Genomic DNA, 26,011 nt, shown 5'->3' with positions numbered 1-26,011 from the left:
GAAAGGTTGCTTTCTGGTCTTAGTGCTCTTTGTGGTTCCAGGCTTTCGCGACAGCCTAAGGTGCGGGCGTGAGGGTTAATCCTGAGTTACCCGGTTAACTTCTTCAAGACTGGTGACACCCTGCAAGGCTTTGAGCAATCCTGATTGGCGAAGGTTGTTAAATCCTTCTTTCTCGGCCTGCGCAGAGATTTGCAGAGAATTCCCTTCTTCCATGATGATCTGTTGCATGCCGGGTGTGATAGCCACCACCTCGTAAATGCCTACACGGCCCTTGTAGCCGTTATTGCAGTTATCACAGCCTTTAGGGCCATAAATCTCTGCATTGGCTGCCTGTTCTTCTGTGAAACCTTCTTCCAGCAGGGTTTCTTTGGGGATTTTAACTTTGGTTTTGCAGTTATTACAGAGCCTTCGAGCCAGACGCTGGGCAATGATCAGGCTGACTGACGTCGCAATATTGAATGAGGGTACCCCCATATTCTGCAAACGGGTCAGAGTCTCAGCAGCACTGTTGGTGTGCAAGGTGGAGAGTACCATGTGACCAGTCTGTGCAGCCTTGATCGCAATGTTGGCTGTTTCCAGGTCCCGTATCTCACCCACCATGATGATGTCCGGGTCCTGACGCAGGAAGGCTCTCAGTGCCTGACTGAAGTCCATGCCCTGCTTGGGATTTACGTTAACCTGGTTAATACCTTCCAGGTTGATTTCCACCGGATCTTCAGCTGTGGAGATGTTTCGTTCGGTGGTATTCAGAATATTCAAACCGGTATAAAGCGATACCGTCTTTCCCGAGCCGGTTGGGCCGGTAACCAGAATCATGCCCTGTGGCTGATGAAGCGCCGTCATGTACATGGCTTTCTGGACTTCTTCATAGCCCAGGGCATCAATCCCCATCTTGGCACTGGAGGGGTCGAGAATACGCAGTACAATTTTTTCGCCCCACAGCGTGGGTAGTGTGTTAACACGAAAGTCGATGGCCTTGGTTTTCGACAGTTTCATTTTTATCCGGCCATCCTGAGGCTTTCTGCGCTCGGAAATGTCCATGGCCGACATGATCTTCAGGCGGGAGGCAATTCTTGGCCCCAGTGAGACCGGTGGGCGTGTCGCTTCAAAGAGAATGCCGTCGGTCCGAAAACGTACCCGATAAGCTTTCTCATAGGGCTCAAAGTGAAGGTCTGAGGCACCGCCCTTGATGGCGGAAAGCAGCATTTTGTTGACGAACTTAACCACCGGGGTGTCATCTTTCCCATCCCCACCTTGAACATCATCAGCGGCATCGTCAACGGCACTGACTTCCAGATCTTCCAGATCGCCAAACTCTTCATCACCCAGGTCCGTTAAGGCATCTCCGGTATCATCCAGAGACGTCTCAATCATCTTCTCCAACACGGCGGGTTCAGCCAATACCGAATGAATGGTCAGGCCGGTATTAAAGCGAATTTCATCCAGCCCCTGATGGTTGGAAGGGTCGGAGATGGCCACAAACAGGTGCGATCCCCGCTTGATCAGTGGGAGCACGCTATGTTTACGAATGAGCTTTTCCTGTACCTCGCCCTTGGCAATGTGCTCTTTATCGAAAGCACTGAGGTCGAGAACGGGCAGGCCAAATTCTTCTGCTGTGGCCAGCATCAGGGCTTTGGGGTCTACGAGCTTTTTTTCCAGCAAATACCGGGAAAAGGGCTTTTGTGCTTTAGCTGCGGCCGCTTCAGCTTCGTGAATAGAGGCCTCATCCATCAGTTGATCGGCCAGCAGGCGGGCAGCCAGCCCAGTCAGAGGTTTATTTGCCATAACCCGTGTCTGTCCATAGGAATTAAATTCGTGGTTAACAAGTAATATATCAGCATAAATGGCGGATAGTTAAGGGGTTTGTGGTGGGGGCACAGAGATCGAAAAGCTACGTAGGCCTGCTCCCTAAAGGAGACGCCACCCGAATTAACAGGCATACGCCATTTTTGCGGGAGTTGCGTAGGTGGGGAGTCAGCCCTTGTTCCCATGGGGCTTGGGAACGCCAGCCGCAGTTGCAGAAAACTCCACAGGCTCCGGGTTGCTGCATTAATTGTTCTGCTGTGTCAGAGCTTAGGCTGAGTGGATAGGTTATACATTGTCGTTTTGGTATACGTTCCGACGCGAAGCGTGGGAACGAGAGAACTTTAATTGTCGAGTGAAATACGACAGTTTTACACAGTAAAAATGTGCTCTGGTTGACATAGGCCAACGGCTACGCGTAAAGCCTCTTGAGAGGCTGTGATTGCCGTGATATTGTTGCCAGCGTACTCATTCCGTTGGATAAAAATACGTCACTCTGTAGATGATTTCCGGCGGGGGAAACAGGAGGTTAGCAGGGCTGTTACAGAATCGCAGGATAGTTAAAAAGAAGAAATGGGAAGTGTCATAGGTTGGTAGTCTACCAGGTTCATCTCTTTGTCATCTTTTTCAGTCACTCTTTGGCGCTCACTGTATTTTTGCAACCGTCTTGAGGAGACCGTCGGAGAATATTGTGCGTTATCCGGGTTGTTTATCAGGCTCGTAGCGTCGAAATTACTCAGGCGGACTCTTAAGATTTGTTCAGGGAACGGACGACAGCAGGTACACAAACTTCTGGTGCCTTAAGTAAGTCATAGGGCTTATTACGGGCAAATTTTACGTTCCTGGGGGACAGGTAAGATGAAAAAACAACAGGGTTTTACTCTGATCGAATTGATGATCGCTGTGGCGATTATCGGTATTCTGGCGGCTGTGGCAATTCCTCAGTATCAGAACTACACCCAGAGATCTATTGTTACTGGTGCTGTCGCGGGTATTTCTTCATATAAGTTTGGCGTAGCTATGTGTTTCCAAGAAACTGGAACAATGGCTGGTTGTGATGCTGCTACCCGTGATATTCCTGCTGCGATCGCTGCAGACAATGCTGGTGCTACTATCAGCTATGTGAACTCATTGGCAATTGATGATGGTGTTATCACTCTTGAAACTACTGCAACTGACGGAACTGCTGCGAATGCTGAGCTTACAGTTATCATGACACCGTTTACACGCGATGGTGCTATTGATTGGCTTATGTCTGGTACTGGTTGCAATGCAGATGTTGCTGCGGTTGCTCTTGAGGCAGGAGTTAACCCTGCTGTTGCTGCGAGCACAGGAACACCTGGAAGAGGTATCAACTGCGGTTGATCTTACCTGACCTCGTTCCCACGCTCTGGCGTGGGAATGCCTACCCCAACTTCCTAGAAAAACACCGACTACAGAAAAGCCTACGGACTCCCGTATGCATTCCCATGCGGAGCATGGGAACGAGGGGTGAAAGTACGGGATGAATAACTCGCAACCTCTTCCTTAGTTGGAAATCTGGATTACATGATCTCGTTCCCACGCTCCGGCGTGGGAATGCCTACCCCAGCTCACGGCAAAATATCTGCGATGAGCGTGGTCTGTAAATTCCCGTATAACCTCGTTCCCACGGTCCTCCGTGGGAATGCCTACCCCAAGCTCCCTCCAATTACCTGCGACGAGAATGTCTGCGAACTTCCGTATGCATTCCCACGCAGAGCATGGGAACGAGAGTAGGTGATATGACCGCGCTCCCAGGGTTCTCCGTGGGAATGCCTACCCGAGCTCTCGGCAAAATATCTGCTATGAGCGTGTCTGTAAATTCCCGTATGCATTCCCAAGTTGGACTCACAGGGCCTAAAAGCATGGGGACGAGGGTAAGTGAACTCTTCTCATTTCCTCCTGTCCTATGACCATTACTTGCAATAAACGTAAGGTCAATAAATGGGGCGTAGCCGTTATACATTCACCCAGCCAGATAAACCTCATTTTCTTACCCTTACAGTGCTTCATTGGATACCGGTGTTTACCCGTCAGAATACGGTAGCCATTTTATTGGATTCTCTGCGCTGGCTGATGGAGGAGGAGTTTCGGCTCTATGCCTATGTGATACTGGAAAATCACCTTCATTTATTAGCTCAAAGTCCACAGCTGGACAAAGATATTGCCAGGTTCAAGGCTTATACGGCCAGACAGCTGATAGACTATCTAAAGCAGCGAAAGGTCAGTACCATTCTTGATCAGTTGGCTTTTTATAAGAAGAAACATAAATCAGATCGGGTGCTTCAGTTCTGGCAGGAAGGCTCTCGTCCAGAATGGGTCATTGATGAAGATATGATGAGTCAGAAGGTGGAATATATTCACCAGAATCCGGTAAAGCGTGGGTATGTTGATTTTCCGGAGCATTGGCGTTATTCCAGTGCCCGGAATTATGCTGGGTGTGAGGACCGTTTGCTGGATGTGATCACAGTTTGGTGAGTGTGCGCACGTCCATTCTACAGTGTGGTAATGCATAGCATACTTGTTGAACAGTGAACCGGTTGACCAGTTTCTGGCGCTACCCGGAGATCTGTAATGAATCTAAAATCGGTGCAAGGCGGTTGGACGCTTCCGGTGGTGGGGCGGGTATGCATTCCCACGCGGAGCGTGGGAACGAGGAGGTCATGCAAGGGCACAAAGAACAATTAGTTGATATTTACTTCTCTGGCCATCAGTCTCGCAGGTACTATTCCCTTAAAGAAAAAAGCCTCCTGACTGATGCCATGCTCGTACTGAACTTCGTACATTAAAGTAAAAGGCAACCCATCATTGCTTCTTAACCAATCCTCGTAACTGGAAAACCAACCTACATAACGATGATTTCGGTATTCTCCCAGCTCTTTGGCCAGCAGAGGCTTGTAGGTTTCCCTGTGCTGACCAGCTGTGGTGATCCAATGATCTTTTGTTCTGATGATCAGGGCTGCTTCATCGGTTAAGGAAGTGTGAATAGCCAAGTCGGAGAAATAACCATCGACTTTCTGCTGGTAAAAGAACTGAAGGCTGATAAATCCGGTAATAAGAGCTGATAACGCGATGATCGATAATATACCAACTCGGGATAGCAATGAACCTAGCCTGTTATTTACTAAGGTCTTATTTTGAATAGCCATATCAGCCTTCTTTAGTCGCTCTTTAATAACGTCTTAAATAAGAAAAGTGTCATTACTTTGGCTATCGGACGAATGGCAAAAAAAAATAGCTGATATGTCAAAAAAGGAGTGATTGGGGATATTTCACGATGGGCTGTGATAATAAGAATGAGCCATAAATTGGTTAAATCTTTAGTTTTTTTAATTAAAATAATAGGTTGTGTGGGGTTTTCGGATATTTGTGTCAGGTGTTTTGTGGCTCTATTTAATGGGTGTTTTCTGGATTTTGTACTGAATAGAAAATCATTGTTCGTAATCTTAACTACTCTAATATTTAAAGGGCTGTAGGTCGGTGCCGACAGATTGAGCAATGGACTTCAGCAAATTTGGCAAAGAAACTCATTGGTCGAGGATAATATTATGAAGACAAGGATGTCGGATATCCGTAAAGCATCAGGTTTTACCCTGATTGAATTGATGATCGTTGTGGCGATCATCGGTATTCTGGCTGCTGTTGCGATTCCACAGTATCAAAACTATACCCGTAATGCGGAAGCTACTGCAGCAATATCAGAGGCTAAGGCTTATCAGACTGCTGTCAGCATCTGCCTGCAGAGTGAAGCGCTTGCTAGCTGTGATGGCGGAGCTGAAGGTATTCCTCCTGCAGCTGGCCGAGTGACCAGTGTTACCGATGGCGTTATCGTAGTCACTCCGGGTGCAGCAACTGTGTTTGGAACCGATGCAATAACCCTGACACCAACGCTAGCTGCTGCTACCGGTCAGTGGACCTGGGCAAAAACTTGTGCTGGCTCTGCAACCAACGGTAGTGCTGACCTGTGTGCAACAGAGGCCTACGCCGATATTCCTTAAGACTGTCTGTTTGATGTCTTGAGTGATCCTATATTCCCACGCTACGCGTGGGAATATTTTTTTCCAGATGCATTATTAATGCTTTTATTTCTGCCTTGTTGGTAAATTCAGTAAGTTCTGCCTGTACTCCATGTAATGAACATTTTTCCATGTGTTCAGCCTTTAGTCTGGGTAATTCGTTTAAGTGTTGAGTGCAAGTTGCCAGCTGTTTGGTTTTTGCTTTACCAACCCCCGGAATACCGATAGCTCTTATTTGTTGCCTGAGGCTTTTAGGTTCAGTTATGGACTGCAGATACTGTTGGCTCTCTGACTGTGTCATGCCAGCGTTAAGCAATGACTGGTGATCCAACTGCAGAATATCCTCGAGCGCTTTAACTTTTCCGGTGCTTACCAACTGGTGAATGGTTGGTTTGTCTATAGGGGGGAGGTCAAGCCCCTGTTTTCCAATCAGCCAGATCAGACGAGCGATAAACTGTTCTTCACAACCGGGTGAAATGCTAAGGCAGGTAAAGGGTGTATATCGGTTAGTATCCGGAAGTTTTGCGAGTACTCTGTTTTCAGGCCGAAATAGAACTTTTCCAAAGACGGGTATCGCACTCCCTTTTAGCAGGATGCTGACTTGGTCACCAAGGGCTATCTCTTGCTTCTTAAGATTCTGGATACTCCCTAATGACACTTTGGTGATCGCTCGGTTTTTAATCACCACGGGAGAAACGTGAAGTATTGGTGTGATATGGCCTGTTCGCCCAATCGTAAACGCTATCTTCTCTACTTCAGATATTGCACTTTCCGGTGCAAACTTCAACGCTATGCCCCAGGCGGGCGTGTTGTCTGTCCAACCCAGTTTATTCCTGAACACATTGCTTTCAGCTTTAATGACAATGCCATCCATTAAAAACAGCGGTTTTTTGATCGCGGAGTAGTGCTGCAGGAGTTGCTTAACGTCACGGTAGGATGAAACTTTGTGGGTGTATTCAAGAGGGAGAGGGAAGCCCATTGTGGCCAGTGTTTTTATAGACTGCAGATCACTGGAGTAGGAGCTGTTTATCCAGAGCCATGGGAAAAAATCAAAGGCCTTGATGGTTTCAATTTCTGGTTCGGATCGGTTCAACTGGCCGGCAACCATGTGCCGGGCACTGGCGTATTGTTTAAGAATCGAGGGTGCGACTTTATCCAGTCGCGCAAATAGTTCGCCATGGAGGATGATCGTTTGAATATCCAGATGGGTTAACATTTTTGGGATCAGCGGTATTTGCCGGATATGATTTAGAATATCCACTCCGGTTTCGCCATTACCGCGGGTGGAGGCTTGTATCAGTTGGCCATTCTCATAGACCAGCTCAACCGCAATACCATCTATTTTGGGTTGCACCAACACTTCACTACCCGAAATACGCGCTAAAAAGCGTTTCATTTTTTCATCAGACCGGGCTTTCTTTAAGCTGCCCATCCGAGCCTGATGGTTAACCGTGTATTTGCTTTGAGGATCCTGGGGAAAGTGAGTCTTTATTTCCAAGGCAGGGAAGCAGGCTTGCCAATGTTTTAGTCTGGCTGCAAGAGCATCGTATTCACTATCGCTGATGATGGGGGCATTTTGATTAAAGTACCGTTCGTCATGATGAGCTACTGCACCAGACAGCCGGTTAATGTTCTCGGCTGCCTCTTTTTTATCCCACTGTGGACAGTCTTCTGCCCAGACTGGTAGATGAAGCGTTATCCACAGGAGATATATTATTTTTTTCATGCCCTGATTAAAGCATGAAAAGGCGGGTGGTTACATTATGACGAATAAGAGTGGGGCACGATAAGAGCCCAGGAATGTTAAACACGAAGAGCACAAAGATCACAAAGTAAGAAAAAAGCTTTTCTTCGTGTGCTTTGTGCTCTCTGTGGTTCCCTTCTTTTAGCTTTTTTTAGAAGGATGATTAACTGTGATAGCCGTTTGGATTAGCAGACTGCCAGCGCCAGCTATCAGTCACCATTTCTTCCAGACCTTTTTCAGCTTTCCAGCCCAGCTCTTTCAAGGCTTTTTCAGGGTTGGCATAACAGGCGGCAATATCACCGGAGCGTCTGGGGGCAATCTGATAAGGCACTGGCTGCTCCGAAGCTTTTTCAAAAGCAGCAACCATTTCCAGTACGCTGTAACCTTTGCCAACGCCCAGGTTCCAGGTATGAATACCTTCGGTTTTTTGCAACTTCTCAATGGCCCGAACATGGCCGATGGACAAATCAACCACATGGATGTAGTCACGCACGCCTGTGCCGTCATGAGTCGGGTAGTCATTACCAAAGACGCTGAGCTTTTCCAGTTTGCCAATGGCCACCTGGGAGATATAAGGCATCAGGTTGTTGGGAATATCGTTAGGGTCTTCACCAATTTTCCCGGAGGGGTGGGCACCGGCTGGATTAAAGTAGCGCAGTAACGCTATACGCCAGCTGTTGTCAGAAACGTGAAGATCCTGAAGTATTTCCTCAATGATCAGCTTGGATCGGCCATATGGGTTGGTGGCTGAGGTTGGGAAGTGCTCACTTATGGGTAGGCTGGCAGGGTCACCATACACTGTGGCTGAAGAGCTGAAGACCAGAGTTTTTACATTGGCCTGTTTCATGGCTTCCAGTAATACCAGGGTTCCATGCACATTGTTATCGTAGTAAGCCAGCGGCATGGAGACGGATTCGCCCACGGCTTTCAGGCCGGCAAAATGAATCACAGATGATATGTCATGATTGCTGAACAGCGTGTTCAGCAGTTCAGGGTCACGAATATCTCCTTTCACAAACTCCACTGTTTTACCGGTGATCTCCTGAACGCGTCTCAGGGACTCCTCACTGCTATTGCTGAGATTGTCCAGAACAATGATCTCATAATCATCATTAAGGAGTTCAACACAGGTGTGGCTGCCAATATAGCCTGCACCACCGGTTACCAAAATTTTGCTCATGCTTTTTCCCTGTTCAAGGTGTCCTTTTTACTCAAAGCTGCTCAACCATCCGCATGGACAGGTCCACAGACTGACAGTCTTTAGTCAGTGTGCCAATGGAGATGAAATCTACCCCTGTCTCTGCGATGGGCACCAGGGTTTGATCATTAATACCGCCAGAGGCTTCCAGTTTTGGGGCTTTTCCTGGAAGGTTCCTGTTCAGCCGAACGGTCTCGGCCAGCTGTGCCAGCGGGAAGTTGTCGAGCATAATAATGTCGGCTCCTGCTTCTCTGGCAACGTTGAACTCTTCCATAGTCTCCACTTCGATTTCTACCGGCTTGCCAGGTGCAATCTCGCGAGCTTTAGTTACTGTCTGAGCAATACCACCACAGGCAGCAATATGATTTTCCTTAATTAAAAAGGCATCAAATAACCCGATTCGGTGATTGTGACAGCCCCCGGCAGCAACCGCGTATTTCTGGGCCACCCGCAGGCCTGGCAGGGTCTTGCGAGTGTCTAGTAGTTTGACTTCAGTACTACTGACCAGATTAGCATAGTGCTGGCAGCGGGTTGCGGTGCCAGACAGGGTTTGCAGAAAGTTCATGGCCGCTCGCTCGCCGGTCAGCAGGCTACGGGCAGTACCTTTCAGAACCACAAGTACCTGATTCGGCTCAACCCGCTCCCCTTCCTCGATATGCCATTCCAGCTGAACAGCCGGGTCGATTTGGCGAAATACTTCATCAAACCAGGGACGCCCGCAGATAATGGCATGATCCCGACAGATAATTCTGGCCACCGACTGCTGGGTGTCTGGAATCAAGGATGCAGTAATATCTCCAGAGCCAATATCTTCAGCCAATGCCTGACGAACATTGGTTTCTACGGCGCTGTCTATCTGGTCTCGCAGAACTGGGCTCAGGTTTTCAGGCAGGGTATAGGATACTTTCATGGTTATTCCGGAAGTTACAGGCTTGGTCGCGAACTTTTATTTTGTGCGGGGGATTATAAATGACCTGTATAGAGACCAACAGCCTCAGCGTAGGTCCGATAGCTTAGGGGGCGTTATCAACTGGTTGTATGGCCAGCAGGTAACGCCCCCTGAGTGCTGCTCTATTGGATACCGGAGGCTCTCAATTGATCCATCAGTTTTCGATGGTTGTCCACAGGAATGCCCAGTGCATGAGCTTTGTCGATCAGAAAGCCGTTGATGAAAGGAAGTTCGGTTGCTCTCCCTTGTCTGGCATCCTGGCAGGTAGAAGAGATGTTGTTGGCTGTAGCCTGACATACCCCGTAAACGCACTCTTGCAGTGAAGGTGTTTCTATATCAAGTGCAGTCAGAACCCTACTGGTTTCAGCAATTAACTGATTAAGCCAAGTCTGTTTCTCATCATTGTCCAGTAGTTCACCATTTCGACAGTTGAACAGTGCCGTAAGGCCATTAATACAGCAGTTGATTGCCAGTTTTTCCCATAATTTTTGTTCAATGGCGTCGTATTGGCTGACCTTCAGCCTGAAGTTTTCCAACAGTCCATTAAATCCCTGTGTAGAGTCTTTATGTTTTCTAATGGGGCCAATCCACGTTTGTCCCTGACCAGCATGGCATACGTCAAAAGGGGCGGAAAGATAAGCACCATCGGTACTGGATCCCGCCCAAACAATTTGCTCTGGAAATGTATCACTAATAGCCTGTTGGCTTCCCATTCCATTCTGTAACAGCAGTATCTGGCAGCTATCCGTGAGGTGTGACTCCACACTACACACAGCGGCCAGTGCATCGTGGGCTTTGGTACAAACAATCAGCCGATTGATTGGGCTGTCAATGGCTCCGGGAGAGACGATATCAATATCAAAGCACTTAACTTGTTTTTGAGTCGATAGTTTGAGTGGAATACGCTTGTGCTCAAATCGCTGATAGCTGCTTTCTCTCAGGATAAGGCGCGGGGTGAGCCCTTTATGGCAAAGGCTCGCAGCCCAAAGGCAGCCGATACTGCCAGCGCCTAAAATATACCAGTTATCAGCGTGCATGAATGTGTGTATTCCATCAGGGGCTCAAGAGTCGTCGAGTCTACCATTTGCTGCCTATACTCAAACAGTTGGTGTTTTCCAGCTGTTGTTTTTTACAACGTTTTTTACATGCATGGGAGAAAGAAAATGACTCATACCTATAAATTGACTGAACTGGTGGGTAGCTCGACGGTCAGTAGTGATGATGCTATTCAGAATGCAATTGCTGCTGCAGGCATGACGATAGAGCATATGGGCTGGTTTGAAGTGGTTGAACAGCGGGGGCATATTGAGAATGGTAAGATTGCCCATTGGCAGGTCACTGTAAAGATTGGCTTCAGGCTCAAAGGTAAAGATCAGTGAAATGAGCGTACCTGGCAGAACTGGATGGTTTTGTTAACATCAATAAGCATATTAAGCCTGAACCTTGTTGTTGGTGTGTTGGTTTTCTCCATGGTCTTTCGAATACAATTCTGGATACAATAGTTGTTAATTATTTTTTCGATTTCTTAAGGAGATCATCAGCTATGCCTTCATTTGACATTGTCTCTGAAGTGGATATGCATGAACTGGCTAACTCAATTGACCAGGCCAATCGTGAGTTAACTACCCGTTTTGACTTTCGTGGTGTTGATGCCAGTTATGAGAAGAGTGGTGAGGCAGGAATCACTCTGGCAGCTGATGCTGATTTTCAGCTGGCCCAAATGGTTGAGATGCTGAAAACCAAAATGGTTAAACGGGGTATTGATGTTAAGTGTTTAGAAGTGAAGGATCACTACGGTTCTGGAAAACAGGTCAAGCAGGAAGTTGTGGTTCGTCAGGGGTTGGATAAGGACCTGGCTAAAAAAATTGTCAAGATGATCAAGGATGCAAAACTGAAAGTACAGGCAGCCATTCAGGGCGATCAGGTTCGTGTGACGGGAAAGAAAAGGGATGATCTACAGACGGTTATCGCATTTCTCAAAGAGGCAGATTTGAATATGCCGCTGCAGTACAACAATTTCAGAGACTGACTTCAGAGTCATTGGCTTTCGATAACTAAAACCGTTTTCACAGCACAGTGAAAACGGTTTTTTATTCTTCGGATAAGCTGTTATCTTCTTTGTTGAACCTTAATTTATGCCAGCAAAACTAATAAGAAGAGACGTGGCACCGTTAATTAACAAGATTAAGTGTCCGATCATATGGAGTCGTATATTTCTGGGTTGTTGGGCGATTGCTATACAAGGTACAGCGACGGGAGCATCGCAGGGCTATGTGCCCAGAGTTGTAACGCAGGACGACTTGCATGGCTGCAAGAGGTGGAGCAATGCAGAAGCCGTTGTCGAGCGCCGATGTGCAATTAGCCAGAAAGTATGATTCATGTGGTTGGGAGCTTAGCTATGGAGCATATTAAATGGGGCTGACAGCAGATTCTTCGAAAAGCTGGGGAGACGCCTGTAGGAGTTTTTTTAATCGCCGGGTCATTGCTCTTCTTTTTCTCGGGTTTTCAGCAGGTCTGCCAATTCTGTTGATTTTCAGTAGTCTGTCCCTCTGGCTTCGTGAGGCCGGTGTTGAGCGAAGTGCTGTGACATTTTTCAGTTGGGCTGCCCTGGGCTACTCCTTTAAGTTTGTCTGGGCTCCGCTGGTGGACCGTATTCCATTGCCAATACTGCATGGCTTGCTTGGTCGTCGGCGTTCATGGCTGTTGTTATCCCAGATATCCATTATTGGTGCTTTGCTGTTTATGGCAGCACATAATCCTGTTGACGGTCTGTTCTGGATTGCCAGTGGGGCCGTTATGCTTGGCTTTTCTTCAGCAACTCAGGATATCGTTATCGATGCCTACCGGATAGAAGCCGCCGATGATGATTTGCAGGCGATGATGTCATCAGCCTATATTGCTGGCTACCGTGTAGGTATGCTGGTGGCTGGGGCTGGTACATTGGCGTTGGCCAGTTGGTTTACCATGACCGAAGAAGCAGGTTATGACTATCTGGCCTGGGCCTGGGCCTACCGCTGTATGGCTGGCTTCATGCTTATTGGTATTATCACCACTCTGGTTGTGGCTGAGCCTGTTAATAACAATCGTGCTTCTGAATCTCAAAATAGCATTACTGATTATCTTCGTTTTTTATTGCTCTTTGCTTTTGCCGCGACCACTTTCATTGTTTCGTTTACTCAGCTGGCGACCCCGCTTGAGACTCTGAAAACAGTGCTGATTGACGGTGGTGTTTCCGCTCCGCTGGCCGGCTTTCTGGTGGGGGCAGGGCGCTTGGTATGTAGTATTATAGCTGCAGCTTTTATTGCCTGGGCTCTGGTGAAAATTCATCTGGCCCCAAGAGGCATGGTTCAGGAAACGTATATTGCACCCTTTGCCGACTTTTTTGAACGATATGGCAAGGTTGCTGTTTATATATTGTTGCTGGTAGGGACATACCGCATTGCTGATATTGTGATGGGAACCATTTCGAATGTGTTTTACAACGACATGGGTTATACCAAAGAGCAAATCGCAACGATCACTAAAACCTTCGGTTTGGTGATGACCATTGCGGGAGGCTTTCTGGGAGGTGTGCTTGCCATTCGCTATGGGGTAATGCGCATTCTGTGGGTGGGGGCGTTGCTGGCGGCACTATCCAACGTTCTGTTTGCATTTCTGGCCAATCTTGAACCATCCAGCCTCTATCTCAGTATGGTTATTGCCGCGGATAATCTCAGTGGTGGTTTGGCGTCAGCAGCTTTCATTGCTTTCTTATCCAGTCTGACGAACCGGGCCTTTACGGCCATGCAGTACGCCATTTTCAGTTCATTAATGACGTTGTTGCCGAAGTTGCTCGCGGGTTATTCCGGCACTTTTGTGGATGCCCTGGATTATCCGGTCTTCTTTATTGGCTCTGCACTTTTGGGGCTGCCTGTTATATGGCTTGTGACGTATGTTGGGCGGCTGCTTGAAACTCGGTAGGGTTGGCCTTTGCTCGTCGTTGTATGAGGCGAGCAAAGACATGGCTTATAGGTTTTAAAAACGTCTTATACAGAACGAATTTTCTAACTAACGCAATGAGTATGGCAGGAATCGACTTCAGAACAGGGCGAAATGACGAGTAATAGAGGGTTATTGCGAGGAGTTTCAGCGCGGGGCAGATGTTCATACTGCCAGCGCAATAGCATCGTTAGAATGTTCGATTGGTATTAATGGGAGTCTGTAGGTCTATTGGGTGTTGAGGCCATAATCTCTGTGATCAGCTTTTGCTGCCAGTACTCCCTGGTACCATCATTTGGCAGTTTATTCAGCGTATCTTGAAATATATGAACCATTGCTCTGAGAATACTTTCTTCAGGATAATTCAGGTTTTCAAGCTGGCGTATAATCTCTACGGCCAGGGCAATATCTTCCGGTGCTCCATCCATGTGCTTATTCTCCATGCCATTGGTGGGCTTTCAGGTTGACCTTTCCGTAGGAGATATTAACTCCTTCCTGCTCCAGCCGGAGTTTCTGAAGATTATATCGACTGGATCCGTCTGGAAACGAAATCTGGCCTTTACCGTTAATTACACGGTGCCAGGGAAGGTCGGTCCCTGCGGGTAGCTGCTTGAGAATATTGCCCACTACACGCGCATAGCCGGGAGCACCTGCCATATTTGCCAGTTGGCCATAGGTGACAACACAGCCTTTCGGAATTCTGCTGAGCAGATACCATATTTCCGAAGGGGTAAAGGGGGCAGTCAACGTTGGTTCTCCACTATAAGGTTCATGATAAACAACAGATTTCAGGATATTTGAAAAGTATGGAATGGGAAAGGAAATTAAGTATCCGGCCATATGAAATCAGAAGTTTCTGGCTTATTGAACAGCAACTATGCAAGGCACAATGACGGGAGCATAGCAGGGCTATGTGACCAGAATTGTAACGCAGCACGACTGCATGGATGCAGAAGCTAGAGCAGCGCACGGAGAAGTTGCCGAGTGTGGCTGAACAATGAAACTGAAAGTGTGATTTCATATGGCAGGATATTTATATAGCTGTAATTACCATTGATTTGCTCATCAATATTGTGGATTCTGTCGCATTTATGATTTTTACAGGTTGATAAAGCCTGTTCGGGGGAAGTGAGCTCTATGTTGCTCCAAAGGAGCCTTCGCTGTTTGTACAGATCGCTGGGGGGATTGTGTCTGTTTTTCACTAGTCAGGCGTGGGCTGATACCGTCTGGATGAACAATGGCGATGTACTGTCTGGCGATATTATGAAGCTGGATTCTGGAAAGCTGAGCCTGCAAACCAAATATGCTGGTACTATTGAGCTGGACTGGCGCTATGTGACAGCCCTGGATTCTGATAAAAGTTTCTGGGTCAGTTTGATTGGCGAAGAAGAGGCCAGGCTAAGACAGTTCGAAGGGCAGGAAACCGGCGTCACGGTAATTGATAGCAATGGGCGAAAGCGTTCATTTTCTGCCGTCTGGCCCGTTGCTGCTATTCACATTGAAAAGCCAGTTATTGCGGATACCTGGGAGCTGGGAGGTAACCTGGTGGCTACGCTGGACAGCAAGTCCGGCAATGATGATGAGCTGTTAATTGGTGTTGAAGGTAAACTCAATATAGATGACCAATGGAATAAAAATGCCTTCTATTGGGATATCGAAGCTGAAGATGATGACGGTGTTAAAAGCTCTGAGTGGAAAGTTGGCTATTCATACAGTCGCTATCTCGATGAACACTGGTTTGTGCAGGGTGCAGCTGAGCAGGAATATGATTCTGATGAGGATTTGAGAACCCGGACATCGCTGGGTGGTACTCTGGGTTACCGCTTTTGGGAGACCGCAGAAGGGGCACTGAAAACTAGTGGGGGTATCAGCAGGCTCTGGGAGGATTATAAGACGAATGAGTCACAGCAGGATTATGCGTTGACTTGGGTCTTTAACTACCGGACACGAATTATTAATAACTGGGAGTATTTTGCGAATAGCAGAACGTTCTTCCGGCTAAAGCAATCAACGACACTGGTTAATGTTAATCAGGGGGTTAAAATTGGATTGACTGATCATATTACCTGGAATCTGACGCATATATTGGATTACGACAGTGACCCGGTTGATAAAACGCAAAAAATAGACAGTCGGGTCAAGATGGGGATTGGTTACCAGTGGTGAGGCCCCATGCGCCTCAGGTTGGTGCAAACGGGCAAGCGCCCTCTGACAGGCATAAAGTATCTGGATTTCATCAAGTGTCGTCGAAAGGGGAAGTGTCTTGATGGAGTGATAAGATTTTTACTCAGAGATGAGTACTCTGTTTTTTTTTCGGCTTCTTTGTGTTCCTGTAAAGCACGCATGGCAGTCTCCAGCCAGTTGGCTGCGCGGTAAAGCAGCGAATTTCTGGTCAAGTTCTCAGGAGTTTGGCTTTCCAGTGGAAAAATCAGGGTTTTTCTGACTTTCATTGCGATGACGGTACTTTTTCAGAAGTTACTTCTTTTAATAACGGCAGCAATGACTATTGGTTAACAACGGGTACTAGTCTTTTTTTGAACTTCGTTCCTGTTGTCGTTGACGCATGGTTTTATAGTTTATCAGCTCAAAGCGATACCAGCCTGGTTCCGGATCTGGTTCTGCCCCCATCAAGTGGCGGTAAAAACGATGGAGCTTTCTGGTTGTCAGGCCTTTGCCATCAGGGGCTGATAGCGCATCAGGGTTGCCCCGCATAAATCGAATTTCCGGGATGTCATAAATCAGTCTTTCTGAAAACCAGATAAATGGCTCAAAGATATTTTTCAACCCGCTTTCACTGCTGTGCAGACGCCGGTAGATGGCCATAATCAGTGTATCACCTTCCACGCGGTATACGATTTCAACGCCTTGATATTCAAAGCGGGCACCCAGAAGTAAAGAGGTTTTGCCCATATAGTAGGCAGATACTTCAAAACCACGGGCTCGTAAAAACCGGGTGACGGGGTCGCCATCCGGGTATGCTTTTCTATTTGAATCCAGTGTTTCCTGATTATTGGAAGAGGTCATAGGTGGCTAGAGGCGGTCATGTTTTCAGTGGCTTCTTCGGAGAATGGTGTCATTTCAGCGTAGGCTTTTTTATCCCGCTGTGAGGTTGGGCATGGTTGATTTCCGTGTGAACAGAAAACGCAGCAGTCTCCCTGCTGGGGTGTAATCAGCTTCTGGCAGTTTCTGCATTCATAAAGATAAATACACGCATCCTGTGGCATGGTTTCAATGGCGTGATGCATGCAATCCGGACAGGTAATGATGGATGTTGATGAATGGTTCTTTGAATGTGAGTTATGGTTTTTCGTTAACATATACTATCTCCTGGCACTCCCTGTGCCGTTCATTGCTTTTTCTTCTTGGGCATAGGATAGAGTTATCGGCCTCCCTGTTGGTTTATTGACTACAAGCTCTTAAAAAGCTGAAACATACCTTTTTCTGGTTTGGAAAAATGGCGAAAATCTCACACTTTCCAAAATAACCTATAAATCGTCTTATCGAAAAGGCAGCAGGAATCGGGCCAGTTTCTACTGCTTCCTTCGAGAGCATAAGAAAAGAATGTGACAGTTTGCTGACAGCAAAAAAAAGCCGGACTCATTTAGTCCGGCTTTGTAGAGGAGATTGTATACGATATTAGTCGTTTTCAGCCTGAATGGCAGTCAGGGCAATGGTGTAAACGATATCGTCAACCAGCGCACCACGAGAGAGGTCGTTAACTGGTTTGTTAAGACCCTGAAGCATTGGGCCTACACTGATAACGTCAGCACTGCGCTGTACTGCTTTATAGGTGGTGTTACCTGTATTCAGATCTGGGAAGATAAACACCGTAGCACGACCCGCAACATTACTGTCTGGTGCTTTACTCTGGGCAACGGATTCAACCGATGCTGCATCATATTGCAGAGGGCCATCAATAATCAGGTCTGGGCGCTTGGCTTTAACTATTTCCGTGGCTTCACGTACTTTCTCAACGTCAGCACCAATACCGGAAGTGCCTGTGCTGTAACTGATCATGGCAATGCGTGGTTCAATGCCAAAGGCAACGGCTGAGTCAGCACTTTGAATGGCGATGTTGGCCAGTTGATCGGCATCTGGATTCGGGTTCACCGCACAGTCACCGTAAACCAGAACCTGGTCAGGCAGCAGCATGAAGAAAATAGAGGAAACCAGACCTCCAGCATCTTTCTTTGGCTTAACCAGCTGGAATGCTGGGCGAATAGTATTGGCTGTGGTGTGTACTGCACCGGAAACCAGGCCATCAACTTCGTTCAGAGCCAGCATCATGGTACCGAGTACCACGGTATCTTCCAGCTGTGCTTCCGCCATGGGGGCAGTCAGGCCTTTGCTCTTGCGAAGTTCAACCATAGGGGCTACATAGCGAGCGCGAATGCTTTCAGGCTCCATAATAACCAGGCCATCGGGCAGGGTAATGCCATTATCTTTGGCAACCTGCTCAATAACACTGCGCTGACCCAGAAGAATACACTGGGCAATGCCGCGCTCCTGACAGATAACTGCAGCCTGGATAGTGCGGGGCTCATCACCTTCTGGAAGAACAACACGCTTGTTAGCGCCCTGGGCTCTCTGTACCAGCTGGTAACGGAATGCAGGTGGTGAGAGTCTGCGCTCGGCCAAGGCTGCACACTGCTGTTTCAACCACTCGGTGTTCAGGTTGGCAGCAATGCTATCCATCACCATTTCAACACGGGCAGTGTCATCCACCGGCAGTTCATTATGGCGACGATCCAGCATGGTGGCTGTGGTGTAAGAATCTTCTTCAGTCAGCATAACCGGAAGGCCTGTGCTGATGGCTTTGTTGCACAGCTCCATCACGGGCTTGGATGGTGTGATCCCACTGGTCAACAGAAGGCCGGCCAGTGGTACACCATTCAGTGCAGCCATACAGGTAGCAAGAATGATGTCATCACGATCTCCTGGCGTGATAACCAGGTTACCTGGCTTCAGGTGGTGGATCATGTTGGTAGGGGTTCTGGCGCTTAGAGTGTATGAAGTCACCCGGCGGGTATCCATTTCACCCGCATTAATCAATTCTGCTTTCAGGTGTTCGGCAATATCCATGGTTCTGGGAGAAGCCAGGTTAGTGTCGAATGGAATGTAGCCCAGTGGCTGGAAGGGCTTACGTGCAAACTCTGGCAGGCTCTGGAAGTGACCATCCTTATTCAGGCGGGCGACTATTTCCGGAGACAGTTTGTTCAGGGCATAGCCGACAACATTCGGGTTCTTGATACCACCAAAACTGTCTGCGGCGATTTCCAGCTTATCAGCCAGATCTTCCAGAGAGTCATTGCCTGGCTCAGATACCAGAATGATATCGGCATTGATGGTTTTGGCGATATTGCTGTTCAGGCGGTTGGCGTAAGGCATTTCCCGGGTCGGTACCAGACCTTCCACCACCATAACGTCACAGTCCTGAGAGGCCTGCTCAAACAGAGCAACAATCTCTTCCATCAGGACATCACCCTTATTATCACCCAGCAGGTCTTCAGCACGATGTGAAGTGATGGGCGTAGGTGGTTCGTGATCCATGATGCGCTGAACCAGCTTGGTTGAACGCTCAGGCCCTGTATCACCAACATGCAGCTGGGCAATGGGCTTGAAGAACTTGACTCTCAGGCCGAGGTTGTCGAGTGCTCGAACCAGACCCAGTGTTACGGAGGTCAGGCCAACACCGTAACGTGTTGGCGCCAGGAAAAATGTACGCATATCCTGAAAAATCCTTCTCATATAAAAACAGGAGGTGGAACCTCCTGTTGTTTAAGTCGTTTAGATAACCAGTTTAGCCAGCAATCAGCGCTTCGGTATCACGGGCAATCATCAGCTCTTCATTGGTCGCTACAACAATAGCTACGGTTGAGCCTGACTTGGTGATGACTCCGCTCTTACCACGGAAAGTTTCTTCGTTGGCTTTCTCGTCAACCTCAAAACCGAAGATGGACAGGCGCTCAAGCACGTTCTTACGAATAACGCTGGAGTTTTCACCGATACCACCGGTGAAGACCAGTGCATCAATGCGACCCATTTCAGCGGCAAAACCCGCCAGTTTCTTGGCCAGAACGTTGCAGAATACGTCCAGAGTCAGCTGGGCGCGCTCATTGCCCTGGGCCGCTGCATCTTCGATCACGCGGCAGTCGTTATCCATTTCGGACAGACCCAGCAGGCCAGACTTTTTGTTCAGGATGTCGGTGATTTCATCCAGAGAGTAACCAAGCTGTTTGTTCAGGAAGCTGAATACGTTCGGATCGATGTCGCCGGAACGGGTACCCATCACCAGACCTTCCAGAGGTGTCAGGCCCATAGTGGTGTCTACAGACTTACCGTTCTTAACGGCACAGGCGCTGGCACCGTTACCCAGGTGAGCAACCAGAATAGCGCTGTTGTCGTAGTCCAGACCCAGCATGTCAGCAGCTGTTTTGCTGACGTAGCGGTAGCTGGTGCCGTGCATGCCGTAGCGACGCAGGCCGTGCTCTTTGTAAAGGCTGTAAGGAACAGCGTACAGGTAGCTTTCAGCAGGCATGGTCTGGTGGAATGCGGTGTCAAACACAACAGACTGCGGCAGGCCTGGGAAGTACTTCAAGCAGGCACGGATGCCCTGCAGATGAGCTGGGTTGTGCAGAGGCGCCAGATGGCTGCAGTCTTCAATGCCTTTGATGACGTCATCATTAATCAGGGTAGATTCAGTGAACTTCTCACCACCGTGAACAACACGGTGACCGATGGCTTCAATATGCTCCATCAGGTTGTTGTCACGCAGAACACCCACCAGTGCTTCGATAGCACCTTCGTGGCCAGCGGCGCCAAGATTCAGAGTCTGTTTTTCACCGTTCAGTTTCCAGGTGATAAAAGCTTCGTTGCCCACGAGGCGCTCGGCGATGCCGCTGATGCTTTCCTCTTCGGTTTTCGGGTTGATTACTGCGAACTTCAGGGAAGAACTGCCACAGTTAATAACCAGAACGCTGTCTTTGCTCATAGAAACTATTTCCAGTGCCTTACGGGTAAAAAGGGTACCAGTGAAAATGACCGTGCTGTTTGTGGAAACTCTCGTGTAATGCTTTTAATGAAAGCGGATTGTCACGAATATCGCTAAACGCAGCGGCCTGAACCGATCACAAAAGGTGATCACGGCTTGTAAAGTAGAGAAGCGGTATGAAAAACATTATAACCATTGACCTGTGTCAGTGGACTGCGTATTGATGCGTATATCGTAGCGAGGCTGTGGTTAATTGTTCACCAGTGTCATGGTGGCTTTTAAGCATCAGCAGGCTCTAGCTGTCCTGTTTCCATAAAGGAATGTCCAGCTGCGTTATCATCTCCGGAAGGTTTGAGGCCAGCTGTTGCAATTCTTCCTGATGAAGCCAGCCGTATGCTCCAGAGGCAATGATAACCAGTAATGGAACCCATAGACCAAAAAGCTGTGCGATGGTTCCTGCACTCCTTGGAACTGGGCCAAACATGTTGGTATTTTTGGTACCAGACGAAAGAGAAAGCCATAGAAGAAATAGCAGGTTAATTCCGGGTATGATCAGGAAAAAACTTCTCCAGCTACTGATGTCGATATCGTGAAGTCTTCTGGCAGCAACAACCAGTAAAAGCAGAGAGGCAAGAGCGATCATGCCCAGAGTGAGGTACAGTGACTCGAGAGGCGGATAATAGGCTATCAGGTGTGGGGTTATCCGCTCTGGCACCCACCAGGCACCAACGCCTAATAGCGCGACCATCCAGAGAGAGGCGGTAAATCGGATTCTGCCCATTCTTGGAATCAGCTGAAATTTACGAGGCGATTTTGCGGGTTTGATTGTATCAGGCTGACCTTCTTCTATTTCTATTACAGCTTCTAATGGTGTGGGAGCAAGCTCTTCATCACCATTAATCGAGAGAATTCGGCAGACCGCCCCGGCTTTCATCATGGCTCTTTCGTAAGGGCGTATATCATCGGCTGGCAGGTTCTTTCGAATAACCACTGGCTTGCCTGAGAAAAGGCGATTCAGTTTTTCTTTATCGGCATTAAGGAGCTCTTTCAGGTTTTTCCGGACGTTTTTTTCCTTAAAGCCTGGCAGAGTCTCTCCTTCAAAAATCAGTTTGTAGAATGCTTCGTCCATGATGGCCAGTCCCAATAAATGCCCTGAGACAGGTTATCGGCTGGCATGAGAGAGACTGAGGCTTTTTTGTCATTAACCGCAGAGATCACAAAACTCACAAAAGAAAAGCTTTTCCTCGTGGGACTTTATGCCCTCTACGGTTTGGCTAGAAGGGCTTAACAACGACCAGAATGACAATACCAACAAGGAAGATAACAGGGATTTCATTGAAAACTCTGAAAAACTTATGACTATGGGTGCTGGTGCCGGCGGCCAGTTGCTTCATATAGCGGGCACACATATGGTGATAGCCCAGAGTCAGAGCAACCAGAGTCAGTTTTGCATGCATCCAGGGAGCGCTCATATAGCCCGGGATGTAGTGTAATAGCCACAGGCCAAGAATCAGGGTGACAATCATGGAGGGCGTGGCGATACCTCGCATAAGCTTTCTTTCCATGATGACAAAGCGATCTTTGCTGACCTGGTCTTCACTCATAGCGTGATAGACGAAAAGCCTGGGAAGGTAAAAGAGGGCGGCAAACCAGCAGGTCATGGCAATAATATGGAAAGCTTTAATCCAGAGCATAGAGTGTCCCAAATAATTATTAAGGTCTAGGAATCCTCTGGATAGTAGCGGAAATCAAGGGCTGTTCACAATTAGTCATCTTTATAGAGTGTATCGATCATTCCTTTGTTGAGGATCCCTGACTTTTCCGGATCAAAAAACTCCCTTTCACTGTTGCCGGACACTACCAGCAAATTCTCAATGCTATTTTTTTTCATGATGGACAGCGCTTCATCAGCGGAGGCTTGGGAACTGATCATTCCGGCTCTTTTAAGGCCTTTCAAAGATCCTATTGTTCTGATTGCTGGAGCAGTTTCACTATCAAATAGCGTGTTTGCACTGAGAATATATAACTGCTCATCTTTTTTAAAAACGAGCCATTGAATATTTTCGGATATCTCTGCTTTGGCGTTATCTACAGTGAGGTCAGGTGAAAGGCGGATGAAACGGCTATCCATTAAGCTGGCCACACCTGTTCTATTCAAAAGCTGAGTCATCGGAGAAAGCTGAATACTCTGTCCACGAGCCATGAACTGCATGGCAAAAATACTCTGTTGTTTACAGATCTGGCTGGAAGTAAGGCAGGCAATGACGATAGCCAGCATGGCCGGAAGAATAATCTGTGAGCTGTGGGTGAGTTCCAGGACGGTAATCAGCGCGGTCAATGGGGCCTGAAAGATTGCAGCCATCATAGCGATCATTCCGGTCATGACATGAAAGGTAATATTGGTTGCAGAGATCCCTAGGAACTGCTCAGCCAGTAAAACGCTGCAGGCACCGGCTGTAGCCCCCATCATCAACGATGGACCAATCATTCCACCGGGAACCCCAAGGCCGATGACCAGAGCGGTAATAACCAGTTTGGTTGCCAGCAGGATAAACAGAAACGACAGGTTTAAATCGTCGCCGATCAACAGCGCTTCAATCGTGTCATAGCCAATACCCATCGTTGCAGGAACCAGAACGGCAACGATTCCCATTAAAAGACCAGCGATTAACAGTGGGAAGACGACCTTATGCTGGCGCTTTTGAATGGCAAAGATATTAATTTGAATAAACGCCGCAGCAAGAAGGCCAATAATGACAGCGGTAATAGCCGTTACTGCCAGTTCTTCGGGTGTTGCAGAGGGGATAATCGGGATCTGGAATGCTGGGTTAGGTCCGTAGACTGTCTGTGTCAGCACTGAAGCCACAACTGCAGAAGCCATTACCGGAATAAAGCTTTCCAGCGAATATTCTTTCATAACCACCTCCATGGCAAAGATAACACCGGCCATGGGGGTGTTGAACAGCGCAGCAATAGCTGCAGCAGTACCACAACCCGCCAGTACCCCCAGAGTGTTGGTTGGCAGTTTCAGTATCTGGCCCAGAAAACTGCCGGCTCCTGCTCCCATATGCACGGCAGGGCCTTCACGCCCCACCGAAAATCCACTGACCAACGCAATCAGTACGCCAAAAAACTGAGTAATGGTACTGGTAATGGGTAACCAGCCCCTGTTCAACGTTAAACGCTCAATCACATGAGCAATACCAAAACTTCTTCTTTTGGGTGGGCGGCTCTTGATTAACAGGACCAATGCCAGGGCACCCCCGATAGGTGAGAAAAAGCGGACAAGGGGGGGGAGGGCTTCATAACCACTTTCAACCGATGCCAGTGTTGAAAATACATGATCGGGAATCAAAGCACGCTGAGAAACAACGCCAAAGAAAAAAAGCAGCTCCTCGAAAGCGATAAGAAAGCCTCCGGCAAGCAGTCCGGTAATCAGTGCCATCAGGGTCAGTTGTGGCAGGGCTTCTGATTGTGCAAGACGCAGCCTTAAGTTCTGTATTGAGGGTTTCTTAAACATGGAGCAGCTTTGCTTCCTCCTTTTATGGTGTTATTTCGGTAAGGTTGACTCGTTTCTAAGTGGTTATCGGACGGTCTTGCTTCCTTGCATACAAAGCGGTGGAAATGTGACTATTTCAGGTTTATGTACTTCAGTATTCGTTTGTAAGTGTTTTCAATGACGGCTGAAGGAGGGTGGAGTCTGCAGTTTACCGGATTGTCATTGTGTCTCTCTACCGGTAAAACACAATAACTTTTCTTCTCAATCACCATTGATCCGTCTTAATACGCCATTTTGGATGGTTAATCTCAGGATCTGTTGATGCTATATCTTCAATTGGGTTGGGTGAGCGGCGAAGCATATAGATCCTGACAAGTTTTTAGAGAGCAGCACATGGCTGCTTCGGGAGAGGTTAAACGATGTCATCAGGAACATTATCGGGCATTGTCACGTTGCTGTTTTTCACCGTGTTGGGTGATGTATTAAGCGACGCGTTAAGCCTTCCGGTTCCGGGTTCAGTCATGGGGTTGATACTTCTGGTGATCTACCTGCAAATATCCGGAGGCGTCAGTGAGTCTCTGGATAAGGTTAGTCAGTTCTGTATCCGCTATTTGGCCGTACTGTTTATCCCGGGCTGTGTGGGTATTTTCTTCCTGAGTGACCTTCTCTTGCAGCAATGGCTACCTATCACTCTGGCGATGCTGGTTGCGACCCCTGTTTCATTGGTAATAACGGCTGTTCTCCTGCAATGGCTGCTTAAACGTTTTGCTGCTGAGAGCGGAGAGAACCATCATGGATGAAGTTATCAGTTTCTCTTACGGATTATTGCAGCGGCAAATGAACAACCCGGTTGTGATCCTGCTTATTAATCTGGGTGCCTACCTGCTGGCGGAAAAGTTTTTTATCCGTATGGGGCGCAAAGGCTGGTTTCATCCACTGTTTACCACCAGTCTCCTGGTTTTTCTGGTTATTCGCTTCTCTCCACTTCAGCCTGACATGTACACAAAGCACAGTGAGTTGCTGAAGATGTTGCTGGCGCCATTTACCGTATCACTGGCGGTTCCTCTTTCCCGGCAGCTCCATACCCTTCGACAGTTGGCAGGGCCCTTGATGTGTTCATTGCTGATCGGTGGGTTTCTTGCTGCGTTTATTGGTATGGGAATGGCGCTGGCAACCGGAGGCTCAAGAGAGGTGGTGTTATCCATTTCTACCAAGGCCGTAACCACAGCAGTTGCCCTGGTGATGGGAGAACAATACGGCGCTATTATCCCTCTGGTAGCTGCCGTGGTCATTATTTCCGGCGTTTATGGTTCGCTGGTGGGGCCTTCACTGTGTCGTATGTTTGGTGTGACCGACCCAAGGGCGATTGGCTTTGCCATGGGGGTGAATGCTCATGCAGGAGGTACTGCTAGAGCTTTCGAACTGGATCTGACCATGGGAGTCTATTCCAGCCTTGGGATGTGCCTGTGCGCTATCTACATGCCACTCCTTGTACCATGGCTGATCAGTCTATTACTGTAATTAAATTTCTCAGAGAAATCTTGATGTTCGATAAAGAAGACCTGATCAAAATCGCCAACCAGACCATGCCCTTTGGGAAGTACCAGGGCAGAAGGTTGATTGATCTACCAGAACCTTACCTTCTGTGGTTCGCAGGAAAAGGATTTCCGGAGGGGGAGCTGGGTAAACTGCTGGCATTAACACTGGAGGTTCAGGTGAATGGGCTGAATGATCTGATCACCCCATTGAAAAAATACTAATTCAGCCGTTCAGACTATTTGTATTGGAAAGCTGTTACCATATGATCAGATA

At 48.0% G+C, this 26,011-nt stretch carries 26 protein-coding genes and 1 pseudogene; 11 read left to right on the top strand and 16 right to left on the bottom strand.

What is annotated here, in order from left to right; genetic code table 11:
• Positions 1-75: 75 nt before the first annotated feature.
• Entirely contained in the window at positions 76-1,785 is a 1,710-nt protein-coding gene (pilB, locus tag GV64_RS21635; RefSeq protein WP_020582350.1) for a type IV-A pilus assembly ATPase PilB, read from the bottom strand.
• Positions 1,786-2,661: 876 nt separating this feature from the next.
• Between pilB and GV64_RS26215 the strand changes: the two genes are divergently transcribed.
• A complete protein-coding gene (locus GV64_RS26215; RefSeq protein WP_020582349.1) occupies positions 2,662-3,168 on the top strand; it encodes a pilin in 507 nt (168 codons plus the stop codon).
• Between the two features lie 600 nt (positions 3,169-3,768).
• Entirely contained in the window at positions 3,769-4,302 is a 534-nt protein-coding gene (locus GV64_RS21625) for an REP-associated tyrosine transposase (RefSeq protein ID WP_020582348.1), read from the top strand.
• Between the two features lie 206 nt (positions 4,303-4,508).
• On the opposite strand, the gene GV64_RS21620 is transcribed toward GV64_RS21625, so the two are convergent.
• Complete coding sequence (locus GV64_RS21620; RefSeq protein ID WP_020582347.1) at positions 4,509-4,973, bottom strand: hypothetical protein; 465 nt, start codon at positions 4,971-4,973, stop codon at positions 4,509-4,511.
• Positions 4,974-5,384: 411 nt separating this feature from the next.
• Between GV64_RS21620 and GV64_RS26340 the strand changes: the two are divergent.
• Positions 5,385-5,499 (top strand): annotated as a pseudogene (locus GV64_RS26340) (pilin); the annotation flags it as partial.
• Positions 5,472-5,822: a pilin gene (locus GV64_RS26210; protein WP_428829081.1), complete on the top strand. Its 351-nt coding sequence runs from the start codon at positions 5,472-5,474 to the stop codon at positions 5,820-5,822. The pseudogene GV64_RS26340 and the gene GV64_RS26210, both read left to right, overlap by 28 nt.
• A 28-nt stretch (positions 5,823-5,850) precedes the next feature.
• On the opposite strand, the gene GV64_RS21610 is transcribed toward GV64_RS26210, so the two are convergent.
• The 4 genes from GV64_RS21610 to GV64_RS21595 all read right to left on the bottom strand — a co-directional run bounded on the left by GV64_RS21610 (position 5,851) and on the right by GV64_RS21595 (position 10,768).
• Positions 5,851-7,566, bottom strand: coding sequence for a DNA ligase LigA-related protein (locus GV64_RS21610; RefSeq protein ID WP_020582345.1), 1,716 nt, complete (start codon positions 7,564-7,566; stop codon positions 5,851-5,853).
• A gap of 181 nt (positions 7,567-7,747) precedes the next feature.
• Entirely contained in the window at positions 7,748-8,764 is a 1,017-nt protein-coding gene (gene galE, locus GV64_RS21605; RefSeq protein ID WP_020582344.1) for a UDP-glucose 4-epimerase GalE, read from the bottom strand.
• 31 nt (positions 8,765-8,795) lie between these two features.
• A complete protein-coding gene (gene nadC / locus GV64_RS21600) occupies positions 8,796-9,692 on the bottom strand; it encodes a carboxylating nicotinate-nucleotide diphosphorylase (RefSeq protein ID WP_020582343.1) in 897 nt (298 codons plus the stop codon).
• A 161-nt stretch (positions 9,693-9,853) separates the two neighbouring features.
• The gene (locus GV64_RS21595; protein ID WP_020582342.1) at positions 9,854-10,768 is read right to left on the bottom strand and encodes a ketopantoate reductase family protein; all 915 of its coding nucleotides are present in this window, start codon (positions 10,766-10,768) and stop codon (positions 9,854-9,856) included.
• A gap of 126 nt (positions 10,769-10,894) precedes the next feature.
• Between GV64_RS21595 and GV64_RS21590 the strand changes: the two genes are divergently transcribed.
• The 3 genes from GV64_RS21590 to GV64_RS21580 all read left to right on the top strand — a co-directional run bounded on the left by GV64_RS21590 (position 10,895) and on the right by GV64_RS21580 (position 13,691).
• On the top strand, positions 10,895-11,110 hold the full coding sequence (locus tag GV64_RS21590; protein WP_020582341.1) for a dodecin: 216 nt from the start codon (positions 10,895-10,897) through the stop codon (positions 11,108-11,110).
• A gap of 164 nt (positions 11,111-11,274) precedes the next feature.
• Positions 11,275-11,760, top strand: a complete 486-nt coding sequence (locus GV64_RS21585) for a YajQ family cyclic di-GMP-binding protein (protein WP_020582340.1) — start codon at positions 11,275-11,277, stop codon at positions 11,758-11,760.
• A gap of 383 nt (positions 11,761-12,143) precedes the next feature.
• The gene (locus tag GV64_RS21580; protein WP_020582339.1) at positions 12,144-13,691 is read left to right on the top strand and encodes an AmpG family muropeptide MFS transporter; all 1,548 of its coding nucleotides are present in this window, start codon (positions 12,144-12,146) and stop codon (positions 13,689-13,691) included.
• Positions 13,692-13,918: 227 nt separating this feature from the next.
• On the opposite strand, the gene GV64_RS21575 is transcribed toward GV64_RS21580, so the two are convergent.
• Positions 13,919-14,137: a hypothetical protein gene (locus GV64_RS21575; RefSeq protein ID WP_152554152.1), complete on the bottom strand. Its 219-nt coding sequence runs from the start codon at positions 14,135-14,137 to the stop codon at positions 13,919-13,921.
• A gap of 4 nt (positions 14,138-14,141) precedes the next feature.
• Entirely contained in the window at positions 14,142-14,456 is a 315-nt protein-coding gene (locus GV64_RS21570) for an MGMT family protein (RefSeq protein WP_026258227.1), read from the bottom strand.
• A gap of 417 nt (positions 14,457-14,873) precedes the next feature.
• Here GV64_RS21570 and GV64_RS21565 point away from each other — a divergent pair, with 417 nt between their 5' ends.
• Positions 14,874-15,875 carry a DUF481 domain-containing protein gene (locus GV64_RS21565; RefSeq protein ID WP_157236990.1) on the top strand — a complete coding sequence of 334 codons (1,002 nt, stop codon included), beginning with the start codon at positions 14,874-14,876 and terminating at the stop codon, positions 15,873-15,875.
• Here the strand turns inward: GV64_RS21565 and GV64_RS21560 are convergent.
• The 8 genes from GV64_RS21560 to GV64_RS21525 all read right to left on the bottom strand — a co-directional run bounded on the left by GV64_RS21560 (position 15,863) and on the right by GV64_RS21525 (position 24,220).
• Positions 15,863-16,159: a hypothetical protein gene (locus tag GV64_RS21560; protein ID WP_020582335.1), complete on the bottom strand. Its 297-nt coding sequence runs from the start codon at positions 16,157-16,159 to the stop codon at positions 15,863-15,865. The two genes, GV64_RS21565 and GV64_RS21560, sit on opposite strands and share 13 nt — an antisense overlap.
• A 73-nt stretch (positions 16,160-16,232) precedes the next feature.
• Positions 16,233-16,733, bottom strand: coding sequence for a hypothetical protein (locus GV64_RS21555; RefSeq protein ID WP_020582334.1), 501 nt, complete (start codon positions 16,731-16,733; stop codon positions 16,233-16,235).
• Positions 16,730-17,026, bottom strand: coding sequence for a GDCCVxC domain-containing (seleno)protein (locus tag GV64_RS21550; RefSeq protein WP_020582333.1), 297 nt, complete (start codon positions 17,024-17,026; stop codon positions 16,730-16,732). Before GV64_RS21550 ends, GV64_RS21555 begins: the two co-directional genes overlap by 4 nt.
• A 319-nt stretch (positions 17,027-17,345) precedes the next feature.
• Positions 17,346-19,436 (bottom strand): phosphate acetyltransferase, encoded by a 2,091-nt coding sequence (pta, locus tag GV64_RS21545; RefSeq protein WP_026258226.1) that lies wholly within the window; start codon positions 19,434-19,436, stop codon positions 17,346-17,348.
• A gap of 73 nt (positions 19,437-19,509) precedes the next feature.
• A complete protein-coding gene (locus GV64_RS21540; protein WP_020582331.1) occupies positions 19,510-20,700 on the bottom strand; it encodes an acetate kinase in 1,191 nt (396 codons plus the stop codon).
• A 295-nt stretch (positions 20,701-20,995) separates the two neighbouring features.
• Positions 20,996-21,829: a DUF805 domain-containing protein gene (locus GV64_RS21535; protein ID WP_152554151.1), complete on the bottom strand. Its 834-nt coding sequence runs from the start codon at positions 21,827-21,829 to the stop codon at positions 20,996-20,998.
• Between the two features lie 145 nt (positions 21,830-21,974).
• Entirely contained in the window at positions 21,975-22,394 is a 420-nt protein-coding gene (gene hemJ / locus GV64_RS21530; protein ID WP_020582329.1) for a protoporphyrinogen oxidase HemJ, read from the bottom strand.
• Positions 22,395-22,465: 71 nt separating this feature from the next.
• Entirely contained in the window at positions 22,466-24,220 is a 1,755-nt protein-coding gene (locus tag GV64_RS21525; RefSeq protein ID WP_020582328.1) for a chloride channel protein, read from the bottom strand.
• Between the two features lie 398 nt (positions 24,221-24,618).
• Here GV64_RS21525 and GV64_RS21520 point away from each other — a divergent pair, with 398 nt between their 5' ends.
• Genes GV64_RS21520 through GV64_RS21510 form a run of 3 tightly spaced genes read left to right on the top strand, consistent with a single transcriptional unit; the run spans position 24,619 to position 25,959 of the window.
• Entirely contained in the window at positions 24,619-24,999 is a 381-nt protein-coding gene (locus GV64_RS21520; RefSeq protein ID WP_020582327.1) for a CidA/LrgA family protein, read from the top strand.
• Positions 24,992-25,720, top strand: a complete 729-nt coding sequence (locus GV64_RS21515) for an LrgB family protein (RefSeq protein WP_020582326.1) — start codon at positions 24,992-24,994, stop codon at positions 25,718-25,720. Before GV64_RS21520 ends, GV64_RS21515 begins: the two co-directional genes overlap by 8 nt.
• A gap of 23 nt (positions 25,721-25,743) precedes the next feature.
• Entirely contained in the window at positions 25,744-25,959 is a 216-nt protein-coding gene (locus GV64_RS21510) for a DUF3820 family protein (protein WP_020582325.1), read from the top strand.
• The last annotated feature ends 52 nt before the right edge of the window (positions 25,960-26,011 follow it).

Origin of the sequence: Endozoicomonas elysicola, assembly GCF_000710775.1 — a bacterium.
In the GTDB taxonomy this organism is placed as follows: domain Bacteria; phylum Pseudomonadota; class Gammaproteobacteria; order Pseudomonadales; family Endozoicomonadaceae; genus Endozoicomonas; species Endozoicomonas elysicola.
This window is presented reverse-complemented; position numbering and strand designations above follow the sequence as displayed.

Excerpts from the sequence above, each read along its gene's own strand:
- pilB (WP_020582350.1), bottom strand. The coding sequence starts at position 1,785 with ATGGCAAATAAACCTCTGACTGGGCTGGCTGCCCGCCTGCTGGCCGAT.
- GV64_RS26215 (WP_020582349.1), top strand. The coding sequence starts at position 2,662 with ATGAAAAAACAACAGGGTTTTACTCTGATCGAATTGATGATCGCTGTG.
- GV64_RS21625 (WP_020582348.1), top strand. The coding sequence starts at position 3,769 with ATGGGGCGTAGCCGTTATACATTCACCCAGCCAGATAAACCTCATTTT.
- GV64_RS21620 (WP_020582347.1), bottom strand. The coding sequence starts at position 4,973 with ATGGCTATTCAAAATAAGACCTTAGTAAATAACAGGCTAGGTTCATTG.
- GV64_RS21610 (WP_020582345.1), bottom strand. The coding sequence starts at position 7,566 with ATGAAAAAAATAATATATCTCCTGTGGATAACGCTTCATCTACCAGTC.
- galE (WP_020582344.1), bottom strand. The coding sequence starts at position 8,764 with ATGAGCAAAATTTTGGTAACCGGTGGTGCAGGCTATATTGGCAGCCAC.
- nadC (WP_020582343.1), bottom strand. The coding sequence starts at position 9,692 with ATGAAAGTATCCTATACCCTGCCTGAAAACCTGAGCCCAGTTCTGCGA.
- GV64_RS21595 (WP_020582342.1), bottom strand. The coding sequence starts at position 10,768 with ATGCACGCTGATAACTGGTATATTTTAGGCGCTGGCAGTATCGGCTGC.
- GV64_RS21590 (WP_020582341.1), top strand. The coding sequence starts at position 10,895 with ATGACTCATACCTATAAATTGACTGAACTGGTGGGTAGCTCGACGGTC.
- GV64_RS21585 (WP_020582340.1), top strand. The coding sequence starts at position 11,275 with ATGCCTTCATTTGACATTGTCTCTGAAGTGGATATGCATGAACTGGCT.
- GV64_RS21580 (WP_020582339.1), top strand. The coding sequence starts at position 12,144 with ATGGGGCTGACAGCAGATTCTTCGAAAAGCTGGGGAGACGCCTGTAGG.
- GV64_RS21575 (WP_152554152.1), bottom strand. The coding sequence starts at position 14,137 with ATGGATGGAGCACCGGAAGATATTGCCCTGGCCGTAGAGATTATACGC.
- GV64_RS21560 (WP_020582335.1), bottom strand. The coding sequence starts at position 16,159 with ATGAAAGTCAGAAAAACCCTGATTTTTCCACTGGAAAGCCAAACTCCT.
- GV64_RS21555 (WP_020582334.1), bottom strand. The coding sequence starts at position 16,733 with ATGACCTCTTCCAATAATCAGGAAACACTGGATTCAAATAGAAAAGCA.
- GV64_RS21550 (WP_020582333.1), bottom strand. The coding sequence starts at position 17,026 with ATGTTAACGAAAAACCATAACTCACATTCAAAGAACCATTCATCAACA.
- pta (WP_026258226.1), bottom strand. The coding sequence starts at position 19,436 with ATGCGTACATTTTTCCTGGCGCCAACACGTTACGGTGTTGGCCTGACC.
- GV64_RS21540 (WP_020582331.1), bottom strand. The coding sequence starts at position 20,700 with ATGAGCAAAGACAGCGTTCTGGTTATTAACTGTGGCAGTTCTTCCCTG.
- GV64_RS21535 (WP_152554151.1), bottom strand. The coding sequence starts at position 21,829 with ATGGACGAAGCATTCTACAAACTGATTTTTGAAGGAGAGACTCTGCCA.
- hemJ (WP_020582329.1), bottom strand. The coding sequence starts at position 22,394 with ATGCTCTGGATTAAAGCTTTCCATATTATTGCCATGACCTGCTGGTTT.
- GV64_RS21525 (WP_020582328.1), bottom strand. The coding sequence starts at position 24,220 with ATGTTTAAGAAACCCTCAATACAGAACTTAAGGCTGCGTCTTGCACAA.
- GV64_RS21520 (WP_020582327.1), top strand. The coding sequence starts at position 24,619 with ATGTCATCAGGAACATTATCGGGCATTGTCACGTTGCTGTTTTTCACC.
- GV64_RS21515 (WP_020582326.1), top strand. The coding sequence starts at position 24,992 with ATGGATGAAGTTATCAGTTTCTCTTACGGATTATTGCAGCGGCAAATG.
- GV64_RS21510 (WP_020582325.1), top strand. The coding sequence starts at position 25,744 with ATGTTCGATAAAGAAGACCTGATCAAAATCGCCAACCAGACCATGCCC.